Consider the following 20097-nt stretch of genomic DNA (forward strand, 5'->3'; position numbering starts at 1 on the left):
GGGTAGGCTGAGCCGAGGTCGGCTGACGGGGGGCGGTGCGGGCTGCGGCAGCGGTGCGATCGCTGCTGGTGCTGCGGTATAGATAAACCAGATTCAGCTCGCTGAGAGCACCAATCACCTCAGAGAGGGCATCTAGCTGGTCAAACTGCTCTGCGGCCAGCCCGTTGACCGCCTGGCGATAGGCCGCATCCAGGTGGGGCGCTTTCAGCAAATCTTGAGCGGCCGTTGAGGTCACGGCCGGGGCGGTTCCCGCGCGGCGCAGGGTCTGGCCTTTGAGCTTGAGAATCAACCCGTGCTCGGTGCTAGATTTTTCCTGGCTCAGCGTTTCGTAGGCGGGGTTGACCAGCTTGGAGAGAACCTCACTCGCCTGCTGAGCCTCGGCGGCAGAAGCTCCCGACAGGCTGTCGGGGTGTAGCTTGCGAGCAATGGCTAAGTAACGTTTGCGCACGGCTTTAGCATCGGCGCTAATGGGCACCCCCAGCACCGCGTGATGGTCGTCAAAGTCAGCTTGAAACAGCCCTTGATCTGGTTTCATGGTCACCTACCGGAGGGACGGCTTGGGAAATATACGCTTACGGGTGAAATACTTTTCACTCTACCCAGCCAACCTAAGTTTAACCAGCCCCGGCGGTTTTTATTGGCAGAGGTCTGGCTAAACTGCGGAGCGGGAGGACGCAGCCTAGGTCAGCGGCGGCAGCACCAGGGGTTTAATTTGCCCCAGGGTATGACTCATAGCCTGATGAAGGTGGCCGTTGGTGGCCAGCAGTCGCCCGGCCATAACATCCATCGGGCTACCGTCGTAGGCGGTCACTTTGCCGCCAGCTTCTCGAACCAGAACAATCCCTGCCGCAATATCCCACGGGGCCAGCCCCCGCTCCCAATAGCCATCGAGCCGCCCACAGGCCACATAGGCTAAGTCAATGGCTGCAGCCCCGCCACGGCGCACGCCCTGGCTCAGATGGGTGAAGTGGCAAAATTCGGCGTAGTTGTTGTCTGGGGTCTCGCGGCGATCGTAGGCAAACCCTGTGACCAGAAGGCTTTGGTCTAGGCGGTCAGTCGTTGAGACGTGAATGGGGCGGCGGTTAAGGGTAGCCCCCAGCCCCGTTGCCGCCCGAAACAAGTCGCGATGGACAGGGTCGTAGATCACGCCCAGCACTGGCTCTCCCTCGGCTAGCAGGCCGATGGAAACTGCGCAAAAAGGGTATTGGTGGGTGTAGTTGGTGGTGCCATCCAGGGGGTCGATCGCCCACAGCAGACTGGCCTCGCGGCCTCTGATTACCCCAGATTCTTCGGCTAAAATGCCGTGATCGGCAGGCAGGTGCCGCTCCAGTACCGCCATTACGGCCGCCTCGGCCCCTCGATCGGCCTCGGTAACCAGGTCGCCCGATCGCCCCTTCTCATCAATGCTGGTCAGGTTGCCCCAGTGGTGCTGGAGCACGGCTCCGGCGGCCAGGGCAGCTTCGGTGGCGCTGTCGAGCCAGCGCTGCAAGTCAGACTCAGAGGGCAGGGGCATGAGGAGATGAATGGAAAAGATTTAGCAAGCGTGAGGGGCGATCGCTCAGACGACTAATCGTCCTCAAGAGGCAAGCCCATGCGCACTTTGCCTTTGCCAAAATAGCGGCCAAACTGCAGTTCGTACACTTCGTCTTCGTCCTGGGTTTCGGCCTGAATGGCGCTGCGAGGATAGCTGACGCACAGTAGGGCATAGCCCTGGCGGCGCAGGTCGGGCGAAAGCCCCATGGCTTCGGGTTGGTCGACTTCGCCTTCGAGCAGTCGCACGGCGCAGGTGGTGCAGGCCCCGTTGCGGCAGGCAAAGGGCAGTTCTACTCCCTGACTTTCGGCCGACTGGAGAATGTAGCGGTCTTCGGGCACCTCTACGGTATAGATACGCCCGGTCTGGCGATGGTGAACGGTGACGGTGTGGGTGCGAACCATAACCAGTGCAACCCCGTGGGCCACAACCGAGGCTACCCCCGCAACCGGCCACAGTAGCCTGGGGTCGCGGTGGCGGACAAAGCTGGTCAAGAAGGGTGAGGTTGCCATGGATGGCGGTGAGTGGATGGCTGGGGGACGATTGGGCTGTGGAGGGGAAACTCGCCTTTTGATCCTACCCGTTGAGCGGGGGGAGAAGGGTATATTGACTGCAAGAGCGATTATCCTAACGCCTAGGCTTTGCCATTGCCGGGCATCTTTTTTGGGAGTCTGCCGCTGGGGTTTATGGTACAAATTGACTCAAATTCGCCGCCTCTACCAGCCACCGACACAGCCCAGCCGCTAATTCGCCCGGCCCGGCTGCAGGATGTGGAGCGGCTCACCGATGTGCTCACCACTAGCTTTTACGACTGCTCGGGCTGGCGGTACTGGGTGTACCCCTTCATTCGGCTTGGCATTCAAGAAGACCTGAAGCAGCGGCTCAAGGCTCAGTCTCCCCGGTATGCCTGTCTGATGGCGATGTCATCGGCTGGAGCTACCCCTGCAGACGGTCCAGCGATCGCAGGCACGGTAGAAGCGTCACTGCGCCAGCCCTGGCCCTGGCAGGGCGATCGCCACATCTATATTTCAAACCTGGCGGTGGGGCAGAGCTTTCGGCGTCAGGGCATAGCTAGCGCGCTGCTGCAATCGTGTGAACAACTGGCGCAGCAGTGGCGCATCTATGATCTGCGCCTCCACGTTATGGAAGACAACCTAGCGGCTCAGGCGCTCTACCGCAAAGCCGGATTCGGGGTGTTTCAAACTGAAGATACTCCGGCCTCCTGGATTGGGCTACAGGCCCGTCGGCTGCTGCTGCGCAAGACCATAACGCCTCCTGCCCCGTGGCCTTAAGTGGCCCAACCGGATCACTTCACACAAACCTTAAACTTTTGGGATAGAAATTTATCCCTCCTTCAGCGTAGCTAAATACTTCTACGGGGGCCAGCCAGCCGTTTACCCTAGAATAAATACCTGAGGCGCTATAGCTCTTGGGTAGCTCATAGGCCGAAGAAAGACCGAGGAAATGGGCACAGATCGTGGCTGGTCGAGCCGTTGTCGCTATGATGTGGCGGGGATGATCTCTAATTTTGAGCAGAATAGTTCAGGCCCAGGCCCCGGAAACTCCCTACGTTCTCCCGGCTTGTTTGCTGGCACACCTCAGCCCGCTCGCCCCCCAATCGTGAACCCAGTGAGCGGTCTTTCCAATCCATTTTTTGAATCTAATCTGCTGCTGTCAGAAGACGATGACATCTTGGCCAGAATTCGAGGTGGTGAACTGTGGGTTGTCAACAGCCGCCGCCGCAACGGGCTGATTATCCACAAGGAGTTTTACACCGAGTTTGCCGGCCCTGGTGCCGCCGTTGGTGGGGGGCTCGATGCTGACTGTCGAGCGGTGATACCCCTCGGTAGCCTGTCGCTGATTTCGCCTGAGTCAGCCGAAGCCCAGCAAAAAGCCCTCAAAATTCGCCTGCAGTGGGTGCGGCTCACCCAAAACTTCACCGATAAGCCTGTGCCCCTCGATCGCGCCCAGCTCATCCTAGAGCAGTTTAAGAGCTACTTTGACCAAAGCATTGTTGACAAAGTGCCTGACGAAGCCTTTGCTCTGCTGGTGGGGGTGCTGCCCTACACGGTGCGGCGAGCTAGGGCGCTGGTGTAGCTTCGACTACGCTCGGCTACCGGGGATCTCCTCTGGGCTCAGCTACCGGGCGGCTCCTCTGCGTTCAGCTACCGGGCGACTTCTGCCTAAACCTGCTGTAGGTGAGCCAGGGTGCGCTGATTTTCTTCTGGTGTGCCGATGGTGATCCTCAAGCCTCCGCCTGTGTGGCGTACCAGGGTTCCCTGCACCCGCAGGCGGTTGAACCAGCGTTCTAGTTCGGTCTTCAAGGGCTGCTCAGGCTGAGCTGGGGGTCGCCCGTAGAGAAAATTGGCGTCACTGGGCCACAGGCGCAAGGGGGTATTTTGGGCGATCGCGCTGGCTAGCTCTCGGCGCTGCTGCTGAATTTCAGTCACTACCGCCAGCAATTCCTGGCGGTGAGCCAGGGCGAGCTGGGCGGCCGCCTGGGTCAGGCTGGGTAGGTTGTAGGGCAGGCGCACTTTTTCGAGCGCCTGGGCGAGGGCTGGATTGGCCACGGCATACCCTACCCGATACGCGGCTAGGCGAAAGGCCTTTGAGAACGTTCGCATAACTACCCAGTTGGGGCGGGTCAGAACGTTGGCTACCGTGGTCTGCTGGCTAAACTCAAAGTAAGCTTCGTCCACTACCACTAAGATGTCTGACGGCAGAGCCTCTAGCCAGGCGACCTCGGCGGCTGTGAGGGCGTTGCCGGTAGGTGAGTTGGGGTGCACCATAAACACCACCCGCACAGGAGGGGTCTGGGGATGGCCAATCGCCTGCTGCGCTGCTGACAGATCGACCTCAAAGGTGTCTTCACTGCGGCCTACCGTGATCACCGGAATGCCCAGGGTGCGGGCCAGAATGCCATACATCGAAAAGGTGGGGTCGGCCACCAGCACCGAGCCTGCGCCGCCTAGGCAGGTAGCAATCAGCAGCGATCGAATTAGCTCATCGGAGCCGTTGCCAACGGAGATATGGTCGGCGCTGAAGCTTGCTCCGGCTGCGGTTTCGGTAACGTACTGGGCGATCGCCTCTTTCAGCGCCCCATGCCCACCATCGGGGTAGCGATTGGCGGCAATATCGTTGTGCAGCTGCCAGGCCAGCTTTTCCTTCAGCGCCTTGGGCAGGTCGTAGGGGCACTCGTTGGTATCGAGAATATCCAGAGCAGCAGGGGATGGATCGTCGGCTGACTCAACATGAGGGGTATAGGCCGCCAGTTGAACTACCGCCGATCGCAGAAAGGGCAAAGACATGGAGAATGCAAGTGCAGTAACCCCACCATTATTGCAGAGCCCGTAGGGCGGTCAGGGGGCTGGGCATTAGCGGTATACTTTTGCCAGCTTGACTTCCCCCAGTATTGTTTAATCTGGCGCTTTTGATCTGGGGGAGTACACTGAGAGGGTAAGTACTTAACCCCTAACCGCTGCAAAATCAAGGCCAGAACCGCGGACCACCATGCTAGACGCACTAATCGTATTCTCATTCATCCTGGCCGGGGCGGGCATTGGGTTCTACAGCATTGACCTGCTGCCCGAGCCCATTTTGCAGCAGGTAACAAATATTGAGGCCCTGGGCACAGTAACCGCTGTATTTGGCGGGCTAATTGGCACTGGGCTGGGTCTGGTTATGCAGACCAGCTACCGTCGTCTGGAGCGCCAGATCAAAGAGCTGCCGCCCGATCGCATTCTTACTCGCGCCGTGGGCCTGGTGCTGGGTCTGCTGATCGCCAACCTGATGCTGGCTCCGTTGTTTTTGCTGCCGATTCCGGCTGAGTTTGGCTTTATCAAACCAATGACGGCGGTGCTGGGCAGCGTGCTGTTTGCGGTGTCGGGCATGAATTTGGCCGATACCCACGGGCGATCGCTGCTGCGCCTGATCAGCCCCAGCACTTTAGAGTCTACGCTGGTGGCCGAGGGCACCCTCAAGCCCAGCAAAACCAAGGTGCTCGACACCAGCTGCATTATCGATGGCCGTATTGAAGGCCTGCTGGGCACGGGCTTTTTAGAAGGGCAGCTGCTGGTGCCGCAGTTTGTGCTGCAAGAGCTACAGCAGGTTGCCGACGCCAGCAACGACCAAAAGCGCGATCGCGGCCGCCGTGGCCTCGACGTGCTCAACCGCATTCGTGAAACCTACCCCAACCGACTGCTGATCAACTCCGTCGACTACGACGACATCCCCACCGTCGACGCCAAGCTGGTGAAGCTTGCCCAGGAGCTCAACGCCATGCTGCTCACCAACGACTACAACCTCAACAAAGTTGCCAGCTTTCAAGACGTTGAGGTGCTCAATATCAATGATCTGGCCCAGGCCATTCGCCCGGCCTACCTGCCCGGCGACGACATCGACCTGAAGATTCTCAAGGAGGGCAAAGAACCCTCCCAAGGCGTCGGCTACCTCAACGACGGCACCATGGTAGTGGTTGAAGAAGGCCGCGACTACATTGGCGAAGAACTAGAGGTCGTCGTCACCGGGTCGCTGCAAACCTCCGCCGGACGCATGATCTTTGCCCGCCCCAAAACATCTATGGTGGCTTCCTAAGGGGGCGTAAGTGGGATTGAGTCTGGCTAGCGGCTCTTTTCTGCGCAGGCAAATTTGATAGGTTAGGAGCATGCCCACTATGAATATAGAACAGGTCGTAGCTGAGAAATTCAAGGTTCTAGGGCCTAACCAGCAGCAGGATGTTTTAGCGTTTATTGAACTGCTGCAGAGTCAGGTTATTGCTCTACCAACCTCGGGCGAACTGCGACAAGCAGATGCCATTATTGCTCGTGGTATCGCTCGTGCTCAAGGTATTGTCCCCCAAACTCCAGAGTTGATTTGGCAACGTTTCGACGCTATTCGTCAGCGCCTTGCCAACCATAGTGCTTCTCAATAGGGAAGGAGAAGCGAGAGTGCTTCTCAATAGGGAAGGAGAAGCGAGAGTGCTTCTCAATAGGGAAGGAGAAGCGAGAGTGCTTCTCAATAGGGAAGGAGAAGCGAGGCGAGATCAGTGCTTAAAGTTATTATCGATACCTCGGTTTTTGTCGCAGGTATTCTCAGCCGCAGCTTTGAATCAAGCTCCTTTCAGCTTCTAGAAATTTGGAAAAAAGGAGGATTCACGCTTGTTATCTCCCCTCAGCTACTCAGAGAATTAGTCGTGGTACTGTTGCGTCGAGGTGTTTCGGAAACTGATCTAGAGGACTTTATTGAAATAATTAGTCTGGTTGCGCTTCACATTCCAGGCGCTTACGAAACAGCTATGCTTGACGATGTTGATCCAGACGATAATAAATTTCTTGCCGCTGCCTATGAGGCAAAAGCAGACTTTCTAATTTCTCTTGACCGTGATCTGCTCAACCTTAAGTTTTTCTACGGTACCCAAATTGTTACTCCAGCCGCTTTCCTAGACTTTCTGGCTAATGGACGGCCTTAGAGAGGCTCAATGTAGCTAGAAACCGACATTGTGCAAAAAAAACATAGCCCAACGATGGGGTACGATCAGCATCGGCTTTTACTAACGCTGCCATGACTGCCCGCATTGAGCTGACCGACGCTGCCCCACACCAAACCATGACTTTGGAGTTTCCGAGTGATGGGGTGGCGCTGACGGGCCGAGTGCGGGTGCCGGGGGATAAATCAATCTCGCACCGATCGCTGATGTTGGGCGCGATCGCCAGTGGCGAAACCCGAATTCAGGGCCTGCTGCTGGGTGAAGACCCGCGCAGTACCGCCGCCTGTTTTCAGGCTATGGGGGTCACCATGTCCTCCTTAGAAGACGAGTGGGTAACCGTGCAGGGGGTTGGCCTGGGCAACCTGCAAGAACCCGTAGACGTGCTCAACGCGGGCAATTCGGGCACCACCCTGCGGCTGATGCTGGGTCTGTTGGCATCGCACCCCGATCGCTACTTTGCGGTCACTGGCGACGGCTCGCTACGATCGCGCCCTATGGATCGCGTGATTAAGCCTCTGGCCCAAATGGGTGCCGAGATTTGGGGCAGGCAGAACAATCGTCTTGCCCCCCTAGCGGTGCGGGGACAGTCGCTCAAACCCATTCACTACCACTCTCCCGTCGCCTCCGCCCAGGTAAAATCCTGCATTCTCCTAGCGGGGCTGATGACCGAGGGCAGCACCACCGTCACCGAACCCAGTCTGTCGCGCGACCACAGCGAGCGCATGCTGCGGGCTTTCGGGGCCGATATTTCGGTAGACCCTGATACCTGCAGCGTCACGGTACATGGCCCCGCCACCCTCACCGGGCAGACCGTCGTAGTACCTGGCGACATCAGCTCGGCGGCCTTTTGGCTGGTAGCCGGGGCCATTACCCCCGGTGCTGACCTGGTAGTTGAGAACGTGGGCATCAACCCCACCCGCACCGGCATTCTCGATGCTTTACAGGCCATGGAGGCCGATATCACCCTTGAAAATCTGCGCGAGGTGACTGGGGAACCCGTGGCCGACCTGCGGGTGCGCCACAGCCGCCTCAAGGCTGCCAGCTTTAGCGGTGACCTGATTCCCCGCATGATTGATGAAATTCCGGTGTTGGCGGTGGCGGCCCTGTTTGCCGAGGGCACCACGACCATCGCCGATGCGGCAGAACTGCGGGTCAAGGAGTGCGATCGCATCGCGGTTATGGCCAGTCAGCTCACCCAAATGGGTGCCCGCATCGAAGAACACCCCGACGGGTTCACAATTCATGGCGGCACCCCCCTCACCGGAACCATCGTAGATAGCTACAATGATCATCGGGTTGCCATGAGCCTGGCGATCGCCGCCCTGCGCACCAAGGGCACCCTTCAGATTCAGCGGGCCGAAGCGGCAGCGGTTTCCTATCCTGGTTTTGGGGCTACCCTGGCGCAGCTCTGCGGTTTGGGCTAATTCATCCCCAAACCATGACTTAAGCCATGACCTTGGGCACACTCTAACCAAGCCTAGAGGCTCAGCCCCCGAGAACCAGCCCCGGCGGCTAGCTCAGAGGTTCGACGTTTAATAAGTTGTGTGGCAACCGTTGAAAAACTTTGTCAATAGCCTCACCACCTATATGGCTCTCAGCCCTGATATGGTGGCCCGCCAGCGGGTCAATCAGTGGTTGCGATCGCGCCCCTGCCTCACTTGTACCGAGTGGTACATATACCACTGGACGCCGCCAGCGGTGCCCCGCCCCTTGCCCGAGCCCTTAATCAACTTTGTCTATCAGCAGCTGCACGCTTACTCAGGCCTGGAAATTGGCTGCATTGCGCCCAGCGATCACCTGGTCGACGACCTGGCTTTTCCAGCCGTGTGCTGGTTTGACTGGAGCATCACCCTCTGCGAAGATTTTTACGACACCTTTGGCCTCGACATCAGTGAATACTTTGACGAAACCCAGTTTTTCACCTGCGCCGACTTGGTTAACTTTTTGAACCAGCAGCTAGAGCAGCGAGAGGCAGAGCCGGGGTGAGGGAATGAGGAAGTGCAAAATTCAAAATTGAGAGTTCAAAATTTCGAACTCCTTGCCTTGCCTACCCCCCTCCCTTCCTCACTTCATCCATCACCCGGTAAAGTGAGAAGGTAGCCATTGACGTGCCTCAGCGAGCGCAAGGAAGCCCCCATGAGCCTGAAAGATCGCATTAGCGATGACATCAAAACCGCGATGAAGGCCAAAGATAAAGTGCGCCTAGAGACGGTTCGCAGCATTAAAAAAGTTATTCTCGAAAAAGAATCTGCGGTGCGCCCCAGTGGGCAAGACGAACTCACCCCTGAGCAGGAGCTAGAGGTGCTAACCCAGCTGGCCAAGCAGCGCAAAGACTCTGTCGAGCAGTATCAGAAAGCGGGCCGCGACGATTTGGCCGCCCAAGAAGCTCAAGAGCTAGAAATTATTTCAGAATACCTGCCTCAGCAGCTCAGCGATGCCGAGGTGGAGGCCGTCATTGACGACCTGATCGCCAAGACCGGGGCCGCCTCTCCTAAAGATATGGGTAAGGTGATGGGGCCTGCCATGCAGCAGCTCAAGGGGCGCGCCGACGGCGGTAAGGTGCAGGCATTGGTCAAGGCCAAACTGGGCGGCTAGGGCTCTACCGCCTGAAGCTGGTGGCGCAGTTGGGATAGCCGGGCTGCGTCGGAGATCAGGTGTTCGCTGTAGCTGCGCTGCCACACCAGCTGGCCGACCTGGTTGAGCCGCAAATTAATGCGCTTAGCCGCCGCTGCTTTAAAGCTGGCAATAAACGACGACAGCAGCCAGGGTTTTTGGCTGCCCAGGCTTTCCGTTAAGCCTCCGGCTAGGCCGCTCGTTAAGGTGATAGGCATGTGCAAAAAAACAATGCTTTGTAGCTGGTTGGGGGTAATGCGCCAGGCGTCGATGGCAATGCCCTTGCGGTTGGCGGCAGAGCGTACCCATTCGTCGGCTACAATCAGGCCGCAGGCGTTTAGACACAGGCTGCCCTGCTCATACTCCCCCAGCAAAGGCTGCGCTTGAAACGTTGAGAGCCCAACTAAATAGGCTCTAGGGGCGGCGGAGTGGGTCAATGTGTCTGCCCTTGAAGCGACTAGGACATGGGCTGGACTGTGTAGGCTCATGAGCACTTAACCGTGAATGCACCAGTAACCTCTAGTTTGCCCAGCCGCTTCGGGCCAGCATCAGCCTCTGGAGGCGAATGTGGTTAAGGCCACTGTGCTACAGGCCCTGGGCCAGGGCCGTGATCAGCCGCTCTAGATAGCTGTTGACCAGCTGGGCGGCCTCGGTGGGCAGGGTGCTGGTAATCTCAGCTTGCAGAGCGCGGTAGGCTGCGATCGCAGAGTCTTGTTTATGCAGGGCGCGGGTAATATTCTGCATCCACAGCACGTACTCCTCTACGAAGCCGTCGGGGCTGTCGACCAATATGGCCTTGGCAACGCATTCTAGGGTGTAAAGCATGTCGCGCTGGCACTTCGCCCCATGCATTCGCACCGCCTCGGGGTGGGTGAGTACCAGTCGCCGCAGGGCATTGAGCACCAGGGTATTGCCCTCGGCGTTTAGCCGTAGGTAGGTCTGAGAGCGAGAGTCGAAGGAGGTGACGAACTGGGCTAGGGAACGCAGCTCTAAATCGTTCAGGTAGCGACCGTCAGATTGTTGGATGGCGTCTAGGAGGGGGTGTCTCATGGCGCTGGAGATGGTTTGGCATGGGGCAAATATTATCCCCTAAGGGGCTCAAGGTGCTGCAAGGGGCAACAGAACGTAAGAGCTGCCCCCTAGTCCTACTGCACCCTACTGCATTAGTTGTCTTTCTCCGGTGGAGCGGGGCGGTTGATGATGTCGTCAATAACGTTGTCAACCGCTGCTGTCAGGCTATAGGGAATTGGGTTGCTGGCCCTAGATACCACCACCACTTCGTAATAGCCCGACTGGGGCAGTTCGCCAGCCCAGGTGTTTTGCTCGGCATCGGCGAGAATGTGGGGCAGTGTTTCGGTAGGCACCGGTACGTAGACCGACAGGCGGGTGCTGTCGGGCGGAGCCTGAAGGTTGAGGCGCAGCAGTTGTTCGGCACTGAGGTTGAGAATGTAGACCTGGCCCTGCCCTGGGTTGAGGTTGCCCTGCTGTTGCTGGCTAAAGGCTCCCTGCTCGAAGGTGATTTCAGTCAGGTTTGTGCCGCTTTCTAGGGCGTTGACCTGGTCTTGGGCCAGCGCAAACCAAATTTGGTCGACGGGCGTTTCGACAAAGCCTTCGCTGACCCGGCCTGGAAACAGCTGGTTGAAGCGGGCATCGGCGAGGTCGTAGAGGGCTTTGCTGCTGACGAAGAGAGCGTTGACCTGGCTTTTCCAGCGATCGCTGTCGGTGGGGTTATAGCGGCCTAGCCTGTTGCGGGCATCGGTGCTGAGGTTGGCCTCTAGTAGGTCAAGATGCTGGGCGGCGATCGCATCCCACTCAGCCCGCAGCGGCTCATCGGCGGGTTGATCGGTGAGCTGGGTGCCCTGGCGGTTGGGGTTTTGCTCGAAGAAGAACTGGTCGGTGAGACTGGTGAGATAGCTCCAGTCGACGCTGAGGGCGGCGGCGCGATCGCGCAGGGCCTGCTTGCGATCGCGCTCGGCCTCGCTGAGGTTGGGGTTGCTGGCGTCGCTACCGTCGGGCGAAACCACCCCAGAGCTATCGCCAGCAAACTGACTCAGCGGGTCGAGCCACCACCACAGGCCCCCCGCAACACCGACCGTTAGCAGCAGCCCTGCCAGGGCAGGCCAGCACCCCGACGAAGTTTTTTGCACCGGCACCGCTCGCGGCGGTGGAGCTACCGTCGCCGTGGGGTCGTAGGCCATCGGCGGCAGGTAGAGGCGAGCGGGGGCTACCGCTACTGTGGGTTCTGGCGGTGGCGGTGGCACGGCGGGTTGCATTCGCACCGGCATGGGTTGCGCCCAGGCTGTTGAAAGCGGGTCGGGGTGGGCTAAATTGAGCGCCGCTAGGGCCTGACCCGCCGAGGGGTAGCGGTCTTCGGGATTGTGGGCTATCAGGCGGGTTATCACCTGGCGCAGGGTATCGGATAGCTCAATTTGCTCGGGCCAGCTCCAGCGATCGCGGCGATCGTCGTACAGCTCTTCGGGGTCTTTGCCGGTTAGCAGTACCAGAGCCGTTACCCCCAGCGCGTAGAGATCGGTGGCGGGGCTAACCTGACCCGACTGCAGCTGTTCTTCGGGGGCATAGCCTACCGTGCCCAACCGGGTCACGGTGCCATCGGCGGCCTGGTAGGGCTGGGCCACCCCCAGCTGGTGGCGCACGTTGACAACCAATTGCTTGACGCCGCCAAAGTCGATCAGCACCGGGCGACCATCGGCGTTGCGCTGAATTAAGTTGTCGGGCGAAATATCGCGGTGCACAATGCCGATGCTGTGCAGATATTGCAGCAGCGGCAGGGTTTGCATCAAAAACTGCACTACTTCGGCTTCGCTAAAGCGACCGTCGTAAGCTCGGCGGCGATCGAGCAGTTCTCGGTAGGTAGGGCCTTCGACGTAGTCTTGCACCAAAAACAGCCGCCCCTCATCCCGCAGCAGCTCACGAAACCGGGGCACCTGGGGGTGGTTGATTTGGTAGAGAATGTTGGCTTCACGCTCAAACAGGGTTTGGGCTTTGTCAAGCGCCAGTTTGCCGGGCACCTGGGGGTTAAACTCTTTCAGTATGCAGAGTTCTTGAAATCGATGGCTGTCTTCGGCTAAATAGGTATCGCCAAAACTGCCCCGGCTGAGCTGCCGCAGCACTCGGTAGCGCTTGCCCAGTAGCCGTTCTCCCTGTCCTGTTTCAGCCATAGCCGCGTACTGCCAAACTCTTTATGTAGTGTTGCGCACGATGCATCTGTCACAGATTACCGCAAACCTGCGCTATTTCTGTGGATGGCTGCTGAGGACGGCGGTGACTGATACTGATCGTCCATGCCGCTAGCGCGGCACCCCCAACGATCAATACAGTTGTAGCCGTTCCCTGGGTGAAGTTGATGGGACAGCTATTTTCAACAAGACCTTGGTTGCCCGCCATTAGCTAGGCAAACGACCGTTTGCCCCTACGAGACATGCGTTTTGATCTTGAGTTCTTGAACTCGGACCCGGTGTGAGTTAACTCAAGCTGCTGCCGAAATAGGCTGCGATGGCCCAAGGCCGGTCTTTGACCATCGCTCGCCCGCGGCAGCTATTTGACTAAGCTGCACCCTGGAGCCAGGTTTGACGCAGCTGGGCGATCGCCACTTCTTTGTGCTTGGCCTCCACCTCGATCCAGGGAGCCTGGCGGTAGCTGGCGGGCATGGTGGTAATCAGGTCGCTGTGGCGGGGGTCGTGCAGGGCCTCGCGCCCGTTAGAGATATGCACCAGCTGCCAGGTGGGCTCAGGCCAGGTGGTGCGGACCGCCGCCAGCATTTGCCCCACGTTGGGGTGGTCGTAGCTGTCGAGCCGTTCGTGAATTAGGTGGTGGTGGGCGTCAAACACCAGGGGCACGTGAGCGGCCTGGCAAATATCGAGCAGGCTGGCGGTGCTGTAGGTGTGCTCGTCGTTCTCTAGGGTGAGGCGCGATCGAATTGGGGTGGGCAGCTCGCCAATTACCTGGATCAGCCGCTCGGCGCGATCGCCCTTGCCGCCGTGAATATTCATCGCCGCCCAGGACGACTGGGGCAGGCCCATCAGGTCAAACCAGCGGGCCTGGGCGCTCAGAATAGTGATGCTATTTTCAATCACCGTTGGGTTATCAGAGTTGAGCACCACAAACTGATCGGGGTGCAGCACCAGCCGAAGGCCAGCGGCCTGAGCGCGATCGCCCACCTGCCTGAGCGCGTCGCTATGTTCTGTCAAAATGCGATCGCCCAAGGGCGTATCTGAAAACGGAAAAACGTTTGAGATTAGGCGATACAGCCGAATCTGATGCTCCTGGCAAAAGGTGATAGCCGAGTTGAGGCGCTTTAGGTTTTCGCCGTAGAGCGATTGCAGCGCCTCGGTCTGTGCCGCCTCATCCAGCTGCAGCAGCCGCTTGCGGGTCATGGTCTTGAAGCGCACTTCCGGTGAGGTGGTAATGCAGACCAGCCCCAGCTGGGGAGCATTGGTGGTCGATTGAGGTTTAGCGAGCGTTTGGGAAATCATGGGTAGGGGCGCAGGGCCTGCGCCCTTGGCAAATAGCTACATTTTTGGGAAATTACCAGGTCGAGAGTTTCTTTGAAATGGCGATGAACGAGGCTGGTGGGCGGTGTCCACCCTACACTGCTTAAGCTGCTGCACGGGGCGAACACCGTCTGCCTCTACAGAAGTCCGAAATGAGGGCATCAGGTCCAGTACAAAATTTCGGCCTGGGGAAAGCGCTGGGCGATCGCCGCCTCAAAGAAGCTCCGCAGCTCTTTCATCGTGTCTTTGTCGTAGACGTACTTGATGCCGCCAAACTTGTTGCGCTTGGTGATGCGGTTGGCCTCGTCCAAATCCAGCTTGCTGTTGGGGTACCACTCCTGCAGTACTTCCTTAGAGCCAGGGGTAAAGCGGTGCGAGATCAGCTCAAAGGTGAGGTCGCAGTCGAAGTCGAGGGCAGCGGCGGCATCGTCTAGGAGCTGGGTGTACTCTTCGCGCCAGTTCTCCAGCGGCATAATGGGCGCTACCACAAACCCCACCGGGTAGCCGCCACCGCCTCGCTCGACCGGCAGCGCCAGTTTGCGAATTGCCTGCAAGCGCTCGGCTACCGAGGCGGTGCCGCCTTCCAAAAAGCGCGAGACAGGCGCGGCGTTAATGCTAAAGCGGCAGCGGGTGTGGCCGTGGTGGGGCAGGTTCAGCAGGCCATCTACATTGTCAAACTTTGACACCCACCGCAGGTGACCGCGATCGCGGGTGCCAAAGTAGCGAATGCACTCGGCCAGGCTGCCAGTAAGGTGCTCAATGCCCAGGGGGTCGGTGTAGCAGCTCACTTCGTAGGTGGTGGGCTGGTCGGGCTTCTCGTACTGCGCCAGGTTGTCGAGAATCTGCGGCAGGTTGGCGTAGACGCGAATCACGGGCGGCCCCTGCAAACTGCCGGCCAGGTAGCAGTACTGGCAGTGGGCCGGGCACCCCTGGGCCAGGTGAAACTGCCAGTCGGCCGAGGGCGGAATGGGGGTGAGCTTGAACTGGCTGGCAGGGGCCGTGACCACCGCCAGGGTACGCTTTGAGATGGCGTAGGTTTCGCGCTCGGTTTCGCCGCGCAGGCCGGTAATGCGGTTTTGCTTCAGGTACTCAACGGGCAGATTCAGCGCCTGCACCCGCTGGAGAATCTGCTGGCCCCAGGGTTCTTCGAGAGCGGCGGGGGTAAACAACACCTGCTCTGGCATCCATCGCCGGGTGCGGTAGGCGGTGGCAACAGGGGCCGGTTGAGTTGTAGGAATAGTGGGGGCGTTTGCGATCGCAGGACTAGACAAAGTCAAAGAGTAGAATTCAGCAACTATGTCTACTATGACAAGTCAATTCAGCCGAGAAATCCTCTAGTAGGCGTGGATTGCCCCACTATTTAGGGCGTATCTCCGCTGATAAAACCGACCCTGAAGAAGCATTGCCCCCGTGAGCGCCAACGATGGGGGGCGCAGACCGGCAGGGTCTGTGCAACCAGCATCACCATCGGGAATGCTAAGGACGAACCTGATTGAACAACGAAACAACCAGGGGCAGCCATAAACTTTTTCTAACCACTGGAGAAACAATGCCTAAACGCAGATTGCCGCGTGGGGGTGGTACTCAAGTTGCCTTGAGTCCAGAGCTAGCCGTTGCTACGATTGCTCTATTTTCAGCGTTTGCCGATGGCGACGTGTCTAGCGATGCGGAGGCTTACGCCCTGGGCGAAATGGTCAGCTGCATTGATCTATATTCTGAATACACCGTCGAAGACTTTGCGGCCCTAGGAGCCGAAATCGGTGGTCTTATCAACGAAGCTGGGGTCGAGGCCGTCGTTGCTCAAGCTGTTGAAACCGTTCGAGATGAAGGCGTAGAAGAGGCCGCCTTTATTGTTGCCCTCGTCGTGCTGGTGGCAGACGGTGAAGTGCCCGAGGAAGAACAAGAGTTTGTCGACGATTTACGCCAAGCGCTCAGAATCTCCGTTGAGCGAGCCGACGAAATTGTGAGTGAACTCTTTTCTGAAGAAGAGTATGAGGAAGAGGAAGAAGCCGAGGAAGACGAGGACGAGAGCGAAGAAGAGTAAGCAATCTAGGCGTTAGGAGCATCAAACCTGGTGCCCCTAACGCCACTGAAAGAAGAGCTTTTTTGTAGCCCCAAAACAGGGCAGTAAAGCCTCTTTAAATGTAAAAACCAAAACCCTTGGCTAGCCAAAAAACAGGGCGGGCCAAGGGTTTTGGTTGTGTAATCAATTTAGACTAAACTCTAGAATCCCTGGCGGGAGACGAACTTTTCGATGTCGGCCTGGGTTTGGTGCAGCAGGTTATTGCGGCTGTCTCCAGTATTGCTGAGGGAGGGCACCAGGTTACGGGCCTGGAGCGCCATGTGCAGTTGCAAATGGGCGACATACTCGGAGAAGTCTTCGCGGGTTTCGGTCAGGGCTGGAGCAATCTTTTCTGACAGGGCCACGGGTCAAACCTCGTTAGTATTAAACACTACGCAACGATATTGAAGTTAACACAGGCCCTGTACTCCTTTCGGACTATGCAAAGAAGCTTAACGGTGCGTAACATCTGACACAAAACCAGGCAGGGTGCGGGGGGTGCTCAGGTGCTCTGGCCAGTTCGCCGCCGCCCAATTCTGTCTGCTACGATCGCCTCCAACGGCCTTTCTCCCTGCAAGGTTTAGTCTCTACAGTCTTGAACCGGCCCCTGCCATGACTGCACTGCAGCCCATTCACTCTCCGCCAGAGTCAGCGACTCTCTACGACAGCGACTATTTCCGTTGGCTAGCCGAAACCGCTGAGCGCTTCCGCTGTGGGCAGTTCGACCAAATCGATGTACTCAACCTAGCCGAAGAACTAGACGACATGGGGCGCAGTGAAAAGCGGGCCGTAGAGAGCAGCCTGGAGGTGCTGCTGCGCCATTTGCTGAAGTATCAGTACCAGGGCGTTGGTTTAACCGACCCGGAGGGTCATCGCCGCTCCAACAGCTGGCGGCTTGCGATTTTGGAACATAGAGATTTCATCGCCAAAGCCTTTCGCGACAGCCCCAGCCTGCGCCCCTACTTCATCAGCATCTACGCCGACTGCTACGCCACAGCTCGTAAAAAGGCGGCGGTGGAAACAGGGTTGCCCCTAGAGACCTTTCCAAAGCAGGTGCCATTTACTTCAGAATTGGTGCTTGACCCCGACTTTTTGCCCGACGATAGTGATGGGTGATCGTTGCCCAGTCATTTCTTCTGAAACCTTCAATGTCTGGTTCTGCCCCCTCTGCTGACAGTCAGCCCCCCATCCCCGAGCGGTTGGCCAAGCACACCGTGCGCTACGCCGACCACCACTCGGTCAACTGGAACGATCTGACGCCGATGATGCGCCACTACGTGGAGATGAAGGAGCAGTACCCCCACGCCCTGGTGCTGTACCGGGTGGGCGACTTTTTTGAGACCTTTTTTCAGGATGCGATCGCGATTGCTCGTGAGCTAGAAATCGTGCTGACCAGCAAAGACGCGGGCAAGAGCATTGGCCGGGTGCCCCTGGCGGGCATACCCCACCACGCCCTCGATCGCTACTGCACCCTGCTGGTGGAACGGGGCTATGCGATCGCCATCTGTGACCAGGTCGAAGACCCCGCCGTGGCTCAGGGGCTGGTCAAGCGCGAAGTCACCCGCGTCATTACCCCCGGTACTGTGATCGAGGAGGGCATGCTGAGCGCCAGCCAGAACAACTTTTTGGCCTCGGTAGTGATCGCTGGGCACCACTGGGGGCTGGCCCACGCCGATGTTTCCACCGGAGAATTTCTCACCACCCAGGGCGAAGACCTCGACCAGCTTTGCCAAGAACTGCTGCGGCTTCAGCCCGCCGAGGTGCTGTTCCCGGTGGATGCGCCAAATTTGGGGGCAATGCTGCGTCCAGGGGAGCAGTCCGACCAGCTGCCCGACTGCCTGCCGCGCCAGTTTTGCTACACCCTCAGGCCTCAAGGCCCCTATAGCCAGAGCGAGGCGCGACAGCGATTGCTGCAGCGGTTTCGGCTCAGGTCGCTAGAAGGGCTGGGCTGCGACCATTTGCCCCTGGCGGTGCGGGCGGCGGGCGGCCTGCTGCACTACGTCGAAGAGACTCAGAAAACCGTGCAGGCCCCGCTCCAACCCCTCTGCACCTACACCCTGGCCGCCTACCTAGTCATCGACCACCAGACACGCCGCAATCTAGAAATCACCCAGACGGCGCGCGACGGCACCTACAGCGGTTCGCTGCTGTGGGCACTCGATCGCACGGTCACGGCCATGGGCGGGCGCACTCTGCGCCGCTGGCTGCTGCAGCCGCTGCTGGATGTCAAAGGCATCCAGTCGCGCCAGGCCACCATTACCGAGCTGTTGCAGGACGGCAACCTGCGCCAGATGCTGCAACATAAGCTCAAGCAGATCTACGACCTGGAGCGGCTGGCGGGTCGGGCGGGTTCCGGCACGGCTAATGCTAGAGATCTTGTCGCCCTGGCCGATTCTTTTCTGCGTCTGCCCGATTTGGCGGCGCTGACGGAAAAAGCCGAATCGCCCTATTTGCAAGCGTTACAGTACGTGCCGCCGGAGCTGGAGCAATTGGGGCAAACGCTGCGATCGCACTTAGTTGAAACTCCGCCCCTCTACCTCACTGAGGGGCACCTGATCCGCGACGGCGTGAACGCCCAGCTCGATGACCTGCGCCAGCAGGCGGTGGATGACCAAAGGTGGATCGCCGAATTGGAACCCGCCGAGCGCCAGCGCACCGGCATTTCCACCCTCAAAGTGGGCTTTAACAAGGCCTTTGGCTACTACATCAGCATCTCCCGCGCTCGGGCCGACCAGGCCCCCGACGACTACATTCGCAAGCAAACCCTGACCAACGAGGAGCGCTACATCACCCCCGAACTCAAGGAGCGCGAGGCGCGGGTCTTCAATATCGAGTCAGAAATTAACGCCCTGGAGTACGAGATCTTTAACCAGTTGCGTGAACAGGTGGGCGAACAGGTGGAACTGATCCGCAAAGTCGCTGCTGCCGTTGCCGCCGCCGATGTGCTCAGCGGTCTAGCGGAGGTAGCGATCTTTCAGGGCTACTGCTGCCCCGAGATAGAGGAGTCAAGGGCGATCGCCGTCACCGAGGGCCGCCACCCGGTGGTCGAGCAGCTGCTTCCGGCTGGGTTCTTTGTGCCCAACTCCAACTACATGGGCACGATTCCCCAGGACAGAAACGCCCTCACGGCTCAAGACCTGATTATTCTCACCGGCCCCAACGCCAGCGGCAAGAGCTGCTACCTGCGCCAGGTGGGGCTGATTCAGCTGATGGCGCAGATGGGGAGTTTCGTTCCGGCGAAGGCGGCAAGGCTGGGGGTGTGCGATCGCATCTTTACCCGTGTTGGGGCGGTGGATGATCTGGCCAGCGGCCAATCGACCTTTATGGTGGAGATGAACGAGACGGCAAATATTTTGAACCACGCCACGCCCAGGTCGCTCGTCCTGCTCGACGAAATTGGCCGGGGCACTGCCACCTTCGACGGTCTCTCCATTGCCTGGGCCGTGGCCGAGCACCTGGCCGTAGAGCTTCAGGCCCGCACCATTTTCGCCACCCACTACCACGAGTTAAACGAGCTAGCGGCGCTGGTGCCTAATGTGGCTAACTACCAGGTGACGGTCAAAGAAATGCCCGACCAGATTATCTTTCTCCACCAGGTGCAGCCCGGCGGGGCCGACAAATCCTACGGCATCGAAGCGGGGCGGCTGGCGGGGCTGCCCCCCTCAGTAATTCAGCGCGCCCGCGACGTGATGCGCGAAATCGAGCGCAACAGCACGATCGCCGTGGGATTGCGGGGAGAGGTGCCGCAATCCTCCAGACCCCGCCGCCGGGTAAAGGATGGAGTAGGTACCTACGATCCGTCCGAACAGCTTGACTTGTTTGGTGAATAGCCTCGGTTCGTCGTCTGGGCTTCCTGATTGATGACAAGCTCTAAAGCTCAAGCGCGTTTGCTGGC

General features: G+C 58.8%; 21 protein-coding genes. 11 read left to right on the forward strand and 10 right to left on the reverse strand.

The window, feature by feature from the left end:
- The 3 genes from IQ265_RS16750 to IQ265_RS16760 form a co-directional block, all read right to left on the reverse strand.
- Positions 1 to 535 (reverse strand): J domain-containing protein (locus IQ265_RS16750; RefSeq protein ID WP_194055669.1); only part of this gene is annotated, 535 nt, incomplete at its 3' end.
- Positions 536 to 679: 144 nt separating this feature from the next.
- Complete coding sequence (locus tag IQ265_RS16755; protein ID WP_194052925.1) at positions 680 to 1513, reverse strand: inositol monophosphatase family protein; 834 nt, start codon at positions 1511 to 1513, stop codon at positions 680 to 682.
- A 53-nt stretch (positions 1514 to 1566) separates the two neighbouring features.
- Positions 1567 to 1935: a 2Fe-2S iron-sulfur cluster-binding protein gene (locus IQ265_RS16760; protein ID WP_194052923.1), complete on the reverse strand. Its 369-nt coding sequence runs from the start codon at positions 1933 to 1935 to the stop codon at positions 1567 to 1569.
- A 282-nt stretch (positions 1936 to 2217) separates the two neighbouring features.
- Between IQ265_RS16760 and IQ265_RS16765 the strand changes: the two genes are divergently transcribed.
- On the forward strand, positions 2218 to 2823 hold the full coding sequence (locus tag IQ265_RS16765; RefSeq protein ID WP_194055671.1) for a GNAT family N-acetyltransferase: 606 nt from the start codon (positions 2218 to 2220) through the stop codon (positions 2821 to 2823).
- 337 nt (positions 2824 to 3160) lie between these two features.
- Positions 3161 to 3628, forward strand: coding sequence for a hypothetical protein (locus IQ265_RS16770; protein WP_347404979.1), 468 nt, complete (start codon positions 3161 to 3163; stop codon positions 3626 to 3628).
- An 86-nt stretch (positions 3629 to 3714) separates the two neighbouring features.
- On the opposite strand, the gene IQ265_RS16775 is transcribed toward IQ265_RS16770, so the two are convergent.
- Positions 3715 to 4839, reverse strand: coding sequence for a histidinol-phosphate transaminase (locus IQ265_RS16775; RefSeq protein ID WP_194055673.1), 1125 nt, complete (start codon positions 4837 to 4839; stop codon positions 3715 to 3717).
- A 202-nt stretch (positions 4840 to 5041) separates the two neighbouring features.
- On the opposite strand from IQ265_RS16775, the gene IQ265_RS16780 reads away from it, so the two are divergent.
- The 6 genes from IQ265_RS16780 (at position 5042) to IQ265_RS16805 (ending at position 9611) form a co-directional block, all read left to right on the forward strand.
- Positions 5042 to 6124, forward strand: coding sequence for a PIN/TRAM domain-containing protein (locus IQ265_RS16780; RefSeq protein WP_194055675.1), 1083 nt, complete (start codon positions 5042 to 5044; stop codon positions 6122 to 6124).
- A gap of 79 nt (positions 6125 to 6203) precedes the next feature.
- Positions 6204 to 6461, forward strand: coding sequence for a hypothetical protein (locus tag IQ265_RS16785; protein ID WP_194055677.1), 258 nt, complete (start codon positions 6204 to 6206; stop codon positions 6459 to 6461).
- 114 nt (positions 6462 to 6575) lie between these two features.
- Complete coding sequence (locus tag IQ265_RS16790) at positions 6576 to 6998, forward strand: putative toxin-antitoxin system toxin component, PIN family (RefSeq protein WP_194055679.1); 423 nt, start codon at positions 6576 to 6578, stop codon at positions 6996 to 6998.
- Between the two features lie 92 nt (positions 6999 to 7090).
- The gene (aroA, locus tag IQ265_RS16795) at positions 7091 to 8440 is read left to right on the forward strand and encodes a 3-phosphoshikimate 1-carboxyvinyltransferase (RefSeq protein ID WP_194055681.1); all 1350 of its coding nucleotides are present in this window, start codon (positions 7091 to 7093) and stop codon (positions 8438 to 8440) included.
- A gap of 130 nt (positions 8441 to 8570) precedes the next feature.
- Positions 8571 to 9002, forward strand: a complete 432-nt coding sequence (locus IQ265_RS16800; RefSeq protein ID WP_228038022.1) for a hypothetical protein — start codon at positions 8571 to 8573, stop codon at positions 9000 to 9002.
- 150 nt (positions 9003 to 9152) lie between these two features.
- Positions 9153 to 9611, forward strand: coding sequence for a GatB/YqeY domain-containing protein (locus IQ265_RS16805; RefSeq protein ID WP_194055686.1), 459 nt, complete (start codon positions 9153 to 9155; stop codon positions 9609 to 9611).
- Here IQ265_RS16805 and IQ265_RS16810 read toward each other — a convergent pair.
- The 5 genes from IQ265_RS16810 to IQ265_RS16830 form a co-directional block, all read right to left on the reverse strand.
- Positions 9608 to 10066: a transposase gene (locus IQ265_RS16810; RefSeq protein ID WP_194055688.1), complete on the reverse strand. Its 459-nt coding sequence runs from the start codon at positions 10064 to 10066 to the stop codon at positions 9608 to 9610. The genes IQ265_RS16805 and IQ265_RS16810 overlap by 4 nt on opposite strands.
- A 148-nt stretch (positions 10067 to 10214) precedes the next feature.
- Positions 10215 to 10679, reverse strand: a complete 465-nt coding sequence (locus IQ265_RS16815) for a hypothetical protein (protein WP_194055690.1) — start codon at positions 10677 to 10679, stop codon at positions 10215 to 10217.
- A gap of 113 nt (positions 10680 to 10792) precedes the next feature.
- Entirely contained in the window at positions 10793 to 12808 is a 2016-nt protein-coding gene (locus IQ265_RS16820; RefSeq protein WP_194055692.1) for a serine/threonine-protein kinase, read from the reverse strand.
- Positions 12809 to 13192: 384 nt separating this feature from the next.
- The gene (uvsE, locus tag IQ265_RS16825) at positions 13193 to 14122 is read right to left on the reverse strand and encodes a UV DNA damage repair endonuclease UvsE (RefSeq protein ID WP_194055694.1); all 930 of its coding nucleotides are present in this window, start codon (positions 14120 to 14122) and stop codon (positions 13193 to 13195) included.
- 179 nt (positions 14123 to 14301) lie between these two features.
- Positions 14302 to 15324 carry a spore photoproduct lyase family protein gene (locus IQ265_RS16830; protein ID WP_194055982.1) on the reverse strand — a complete coding sequence of 341 codons (1023 nt, stop codon included), beginning with the start codon at positions 15322 to 15324 and terminating at the stop codon, positions 14302 to 14304.
- 365 nt (positions 15325 to 15689) lie between these two features.
- Between IQ265_RS16830 and IQ265_RS16835 the strand changes: the two genes are divergently transcribed.
- The gene (locus IQ265_RS16835; protein WP_194055696.1) at positions 15690 to 16184 is read left to right on the forward strand and encodes a tellurite resistance TerB family protein; all 495 of its coding nucleotides are present in this window, start codon (positions 15690 to 15692) and stop codon (positions 16182 to 16184) included.
- Between the two features lie 179 nt (positions 16185 to 16363).
- Here IQ265_RS16835 and IQ265_RS16840 read toward each other — a convergent pair whose 3' ends face one another.
- Entirely contained in the window at positions 16364 to 16567 is a 204-nt protein-coding gene (locus IQ265_RS16840; RefSeq protein ID WP_347404981.1) for a hypothetical protein, read from the reverse strand.
- A 247-nt stretch (positions 16568 to 16814) separates the two neighbouring features.
- On the opposite strand from IQ265_RS16840, the gene IQ265_RS16845 reads away from it, so the two are divergent.
- Both IQ265_RS16845 and mutS read left to right on the forward strand, forming a co-directional pair.
- Complete coding sequence (locus tag IQ265_RS16845) at positions 16815 to 17318, forward strand: DUF29 domain-containing protein (protein ID WP_194055698.1); 504 nt, start codon at positions 16815 to 16817, stop codon at positions 17316 to 17318.
- Between the two features lie 32 nt (positions 17319 to 17350).
- Positions 17351 to 20032, forward strand: coding sequence for a DNA mismatch repair protein MutS (gene mutS / locus IQ265_RS16850; protein WP_194055700.1), 2682 nt, complete (start codon positions 17351 to 17353; stop codon positions 20030 to 20032).
- The last annotated feature ends 65 nt before the right edge of the window (positions 20033 to 20097 follow it).

The sequence above is a fragment of the Nodosilinea sp. LEGE 06152 genome (genome assembly GCF_015207525.1).
In the GTDB taxonomy this organism is placed as follows: domain Bacteria; phylum Cyanobacteriota; class Cyanobacteriia; order Phormidesmidales; family Phormidesmidaceae; genus Nodosilinea.

What these genes read in the sequence shown, in the direction of transcription:
- IQ265_RS16755 (WP_194052925.1), bottom strand. Translation starts at nt 1,513, where the DNA reads ATGCCCCTGCCCTCTGAGTCTGACTTGCAGCGCTGGCTCGACAGCGCC.
- IQ265_RS16760 (WP_194052923.1), bottom strand. Translation starts at nt 1,935, where the DNA reads ATGGTTCGCACCCACACCGTCACCGTTCACCATCGCCAGACCGGGCGT.
- IQ265_RS16765 (WP_194055671.1), top strand. Translation starts at nt 2,218, where the DNA reads ATGGTACAAATTGACTCAAATTCGCCGCCTCTACCAGCCACCGACACA.
- IQ265_RS16775 (WP_194055673.1), bottom strand. Translation starts at nt 4,839, where the DNA reads ATGTCTTTGCCCTTTCTGCGATCGGCGGTAGTTCAACTGGCGGCCTAT.
- IQ265_RS16780 (WP_194055675.1), top strand. Translation starts at nt 5,042, where the DNA reads ATGCTAGACGCACTAATCGTATTCTCATTCATCCTGGCCGGGGCGGGC.
- IQ265_RS16785 (WP_194055677.1), top strand. Translation starts at nt 6,204, where the DNA reads ATGAATATAGAACAGGTCGTAGCTGAGAAATTCAAGGTTCTAGGGCCT.
- aroA (WP_194055681.1), top strand. Translation starts at nt 7,091, where the DNA reads ATGACTGCCCGCATTGAGCTGACCGACGCTGCCCCACACCAAACCATG.
- IQ265_RS16805 (WP_194055686.1), top strand. Translation starts at nt 9,153, where the DNA reads ATGAGCCTGAAAGATCGCATTAGCGATGACATCAAAACCGCGATGAAG.
- IQ265_RS16815 (WP_194055690.1), bottom strand. Translation starts at nt 10,679, where the DNA reads ATGAGACACCCCCTCCTAGACGCCATCCAACAATCTGACGGTCGCTAC.
- IQ265_RS16820 (WP_194055692.1), bottom strand. Translation starts at nt 12,808, where the DNA reads ATGGCTGAAACAGGACAGGGAGAACGGCTACTGGGCAAGCGCTACCGA.
- uvsE (WP_194055694.1), bottom strand. Translation starts at nt 14,122, where the DNA reads ATGATTTCCCAAACGCTCGCTAAACCTCAATCGACCACCAATGCTCCC.
- IQ265_RS16830 (WP_194055982.1), bottom strand. Translation starts at nt 15,324, where the DNA reads ATGCCAGAGCAGGTGTTGTTTACCCCCGCCGCTCTCGAAGAACCCTGG.
- IQ265_RS16835 (WP_194055696.1), top strand. Translation starts at nt 15,690, where the DNA reads ATGCCTAAACGCAGATTGCCGCGTGGGGGTGGTACTCAAGTTGCCTTG.
- IQ265_RS16845 (WP_194055698.1), top strand. Translation starts at nt 16,815, where the DNA reads ATGACTGCACTGCAGCCCATTCACTCTCCGCCAGAGTCAGCGACTCTC.
- mutS (WP_194055700.1), top strand. Translation starts at nt 17,351, where the DNA reads ATGTCTGGTTCTGCCCCCTCTGCTGACAGTCAGCCCCCCATCCCCGAG.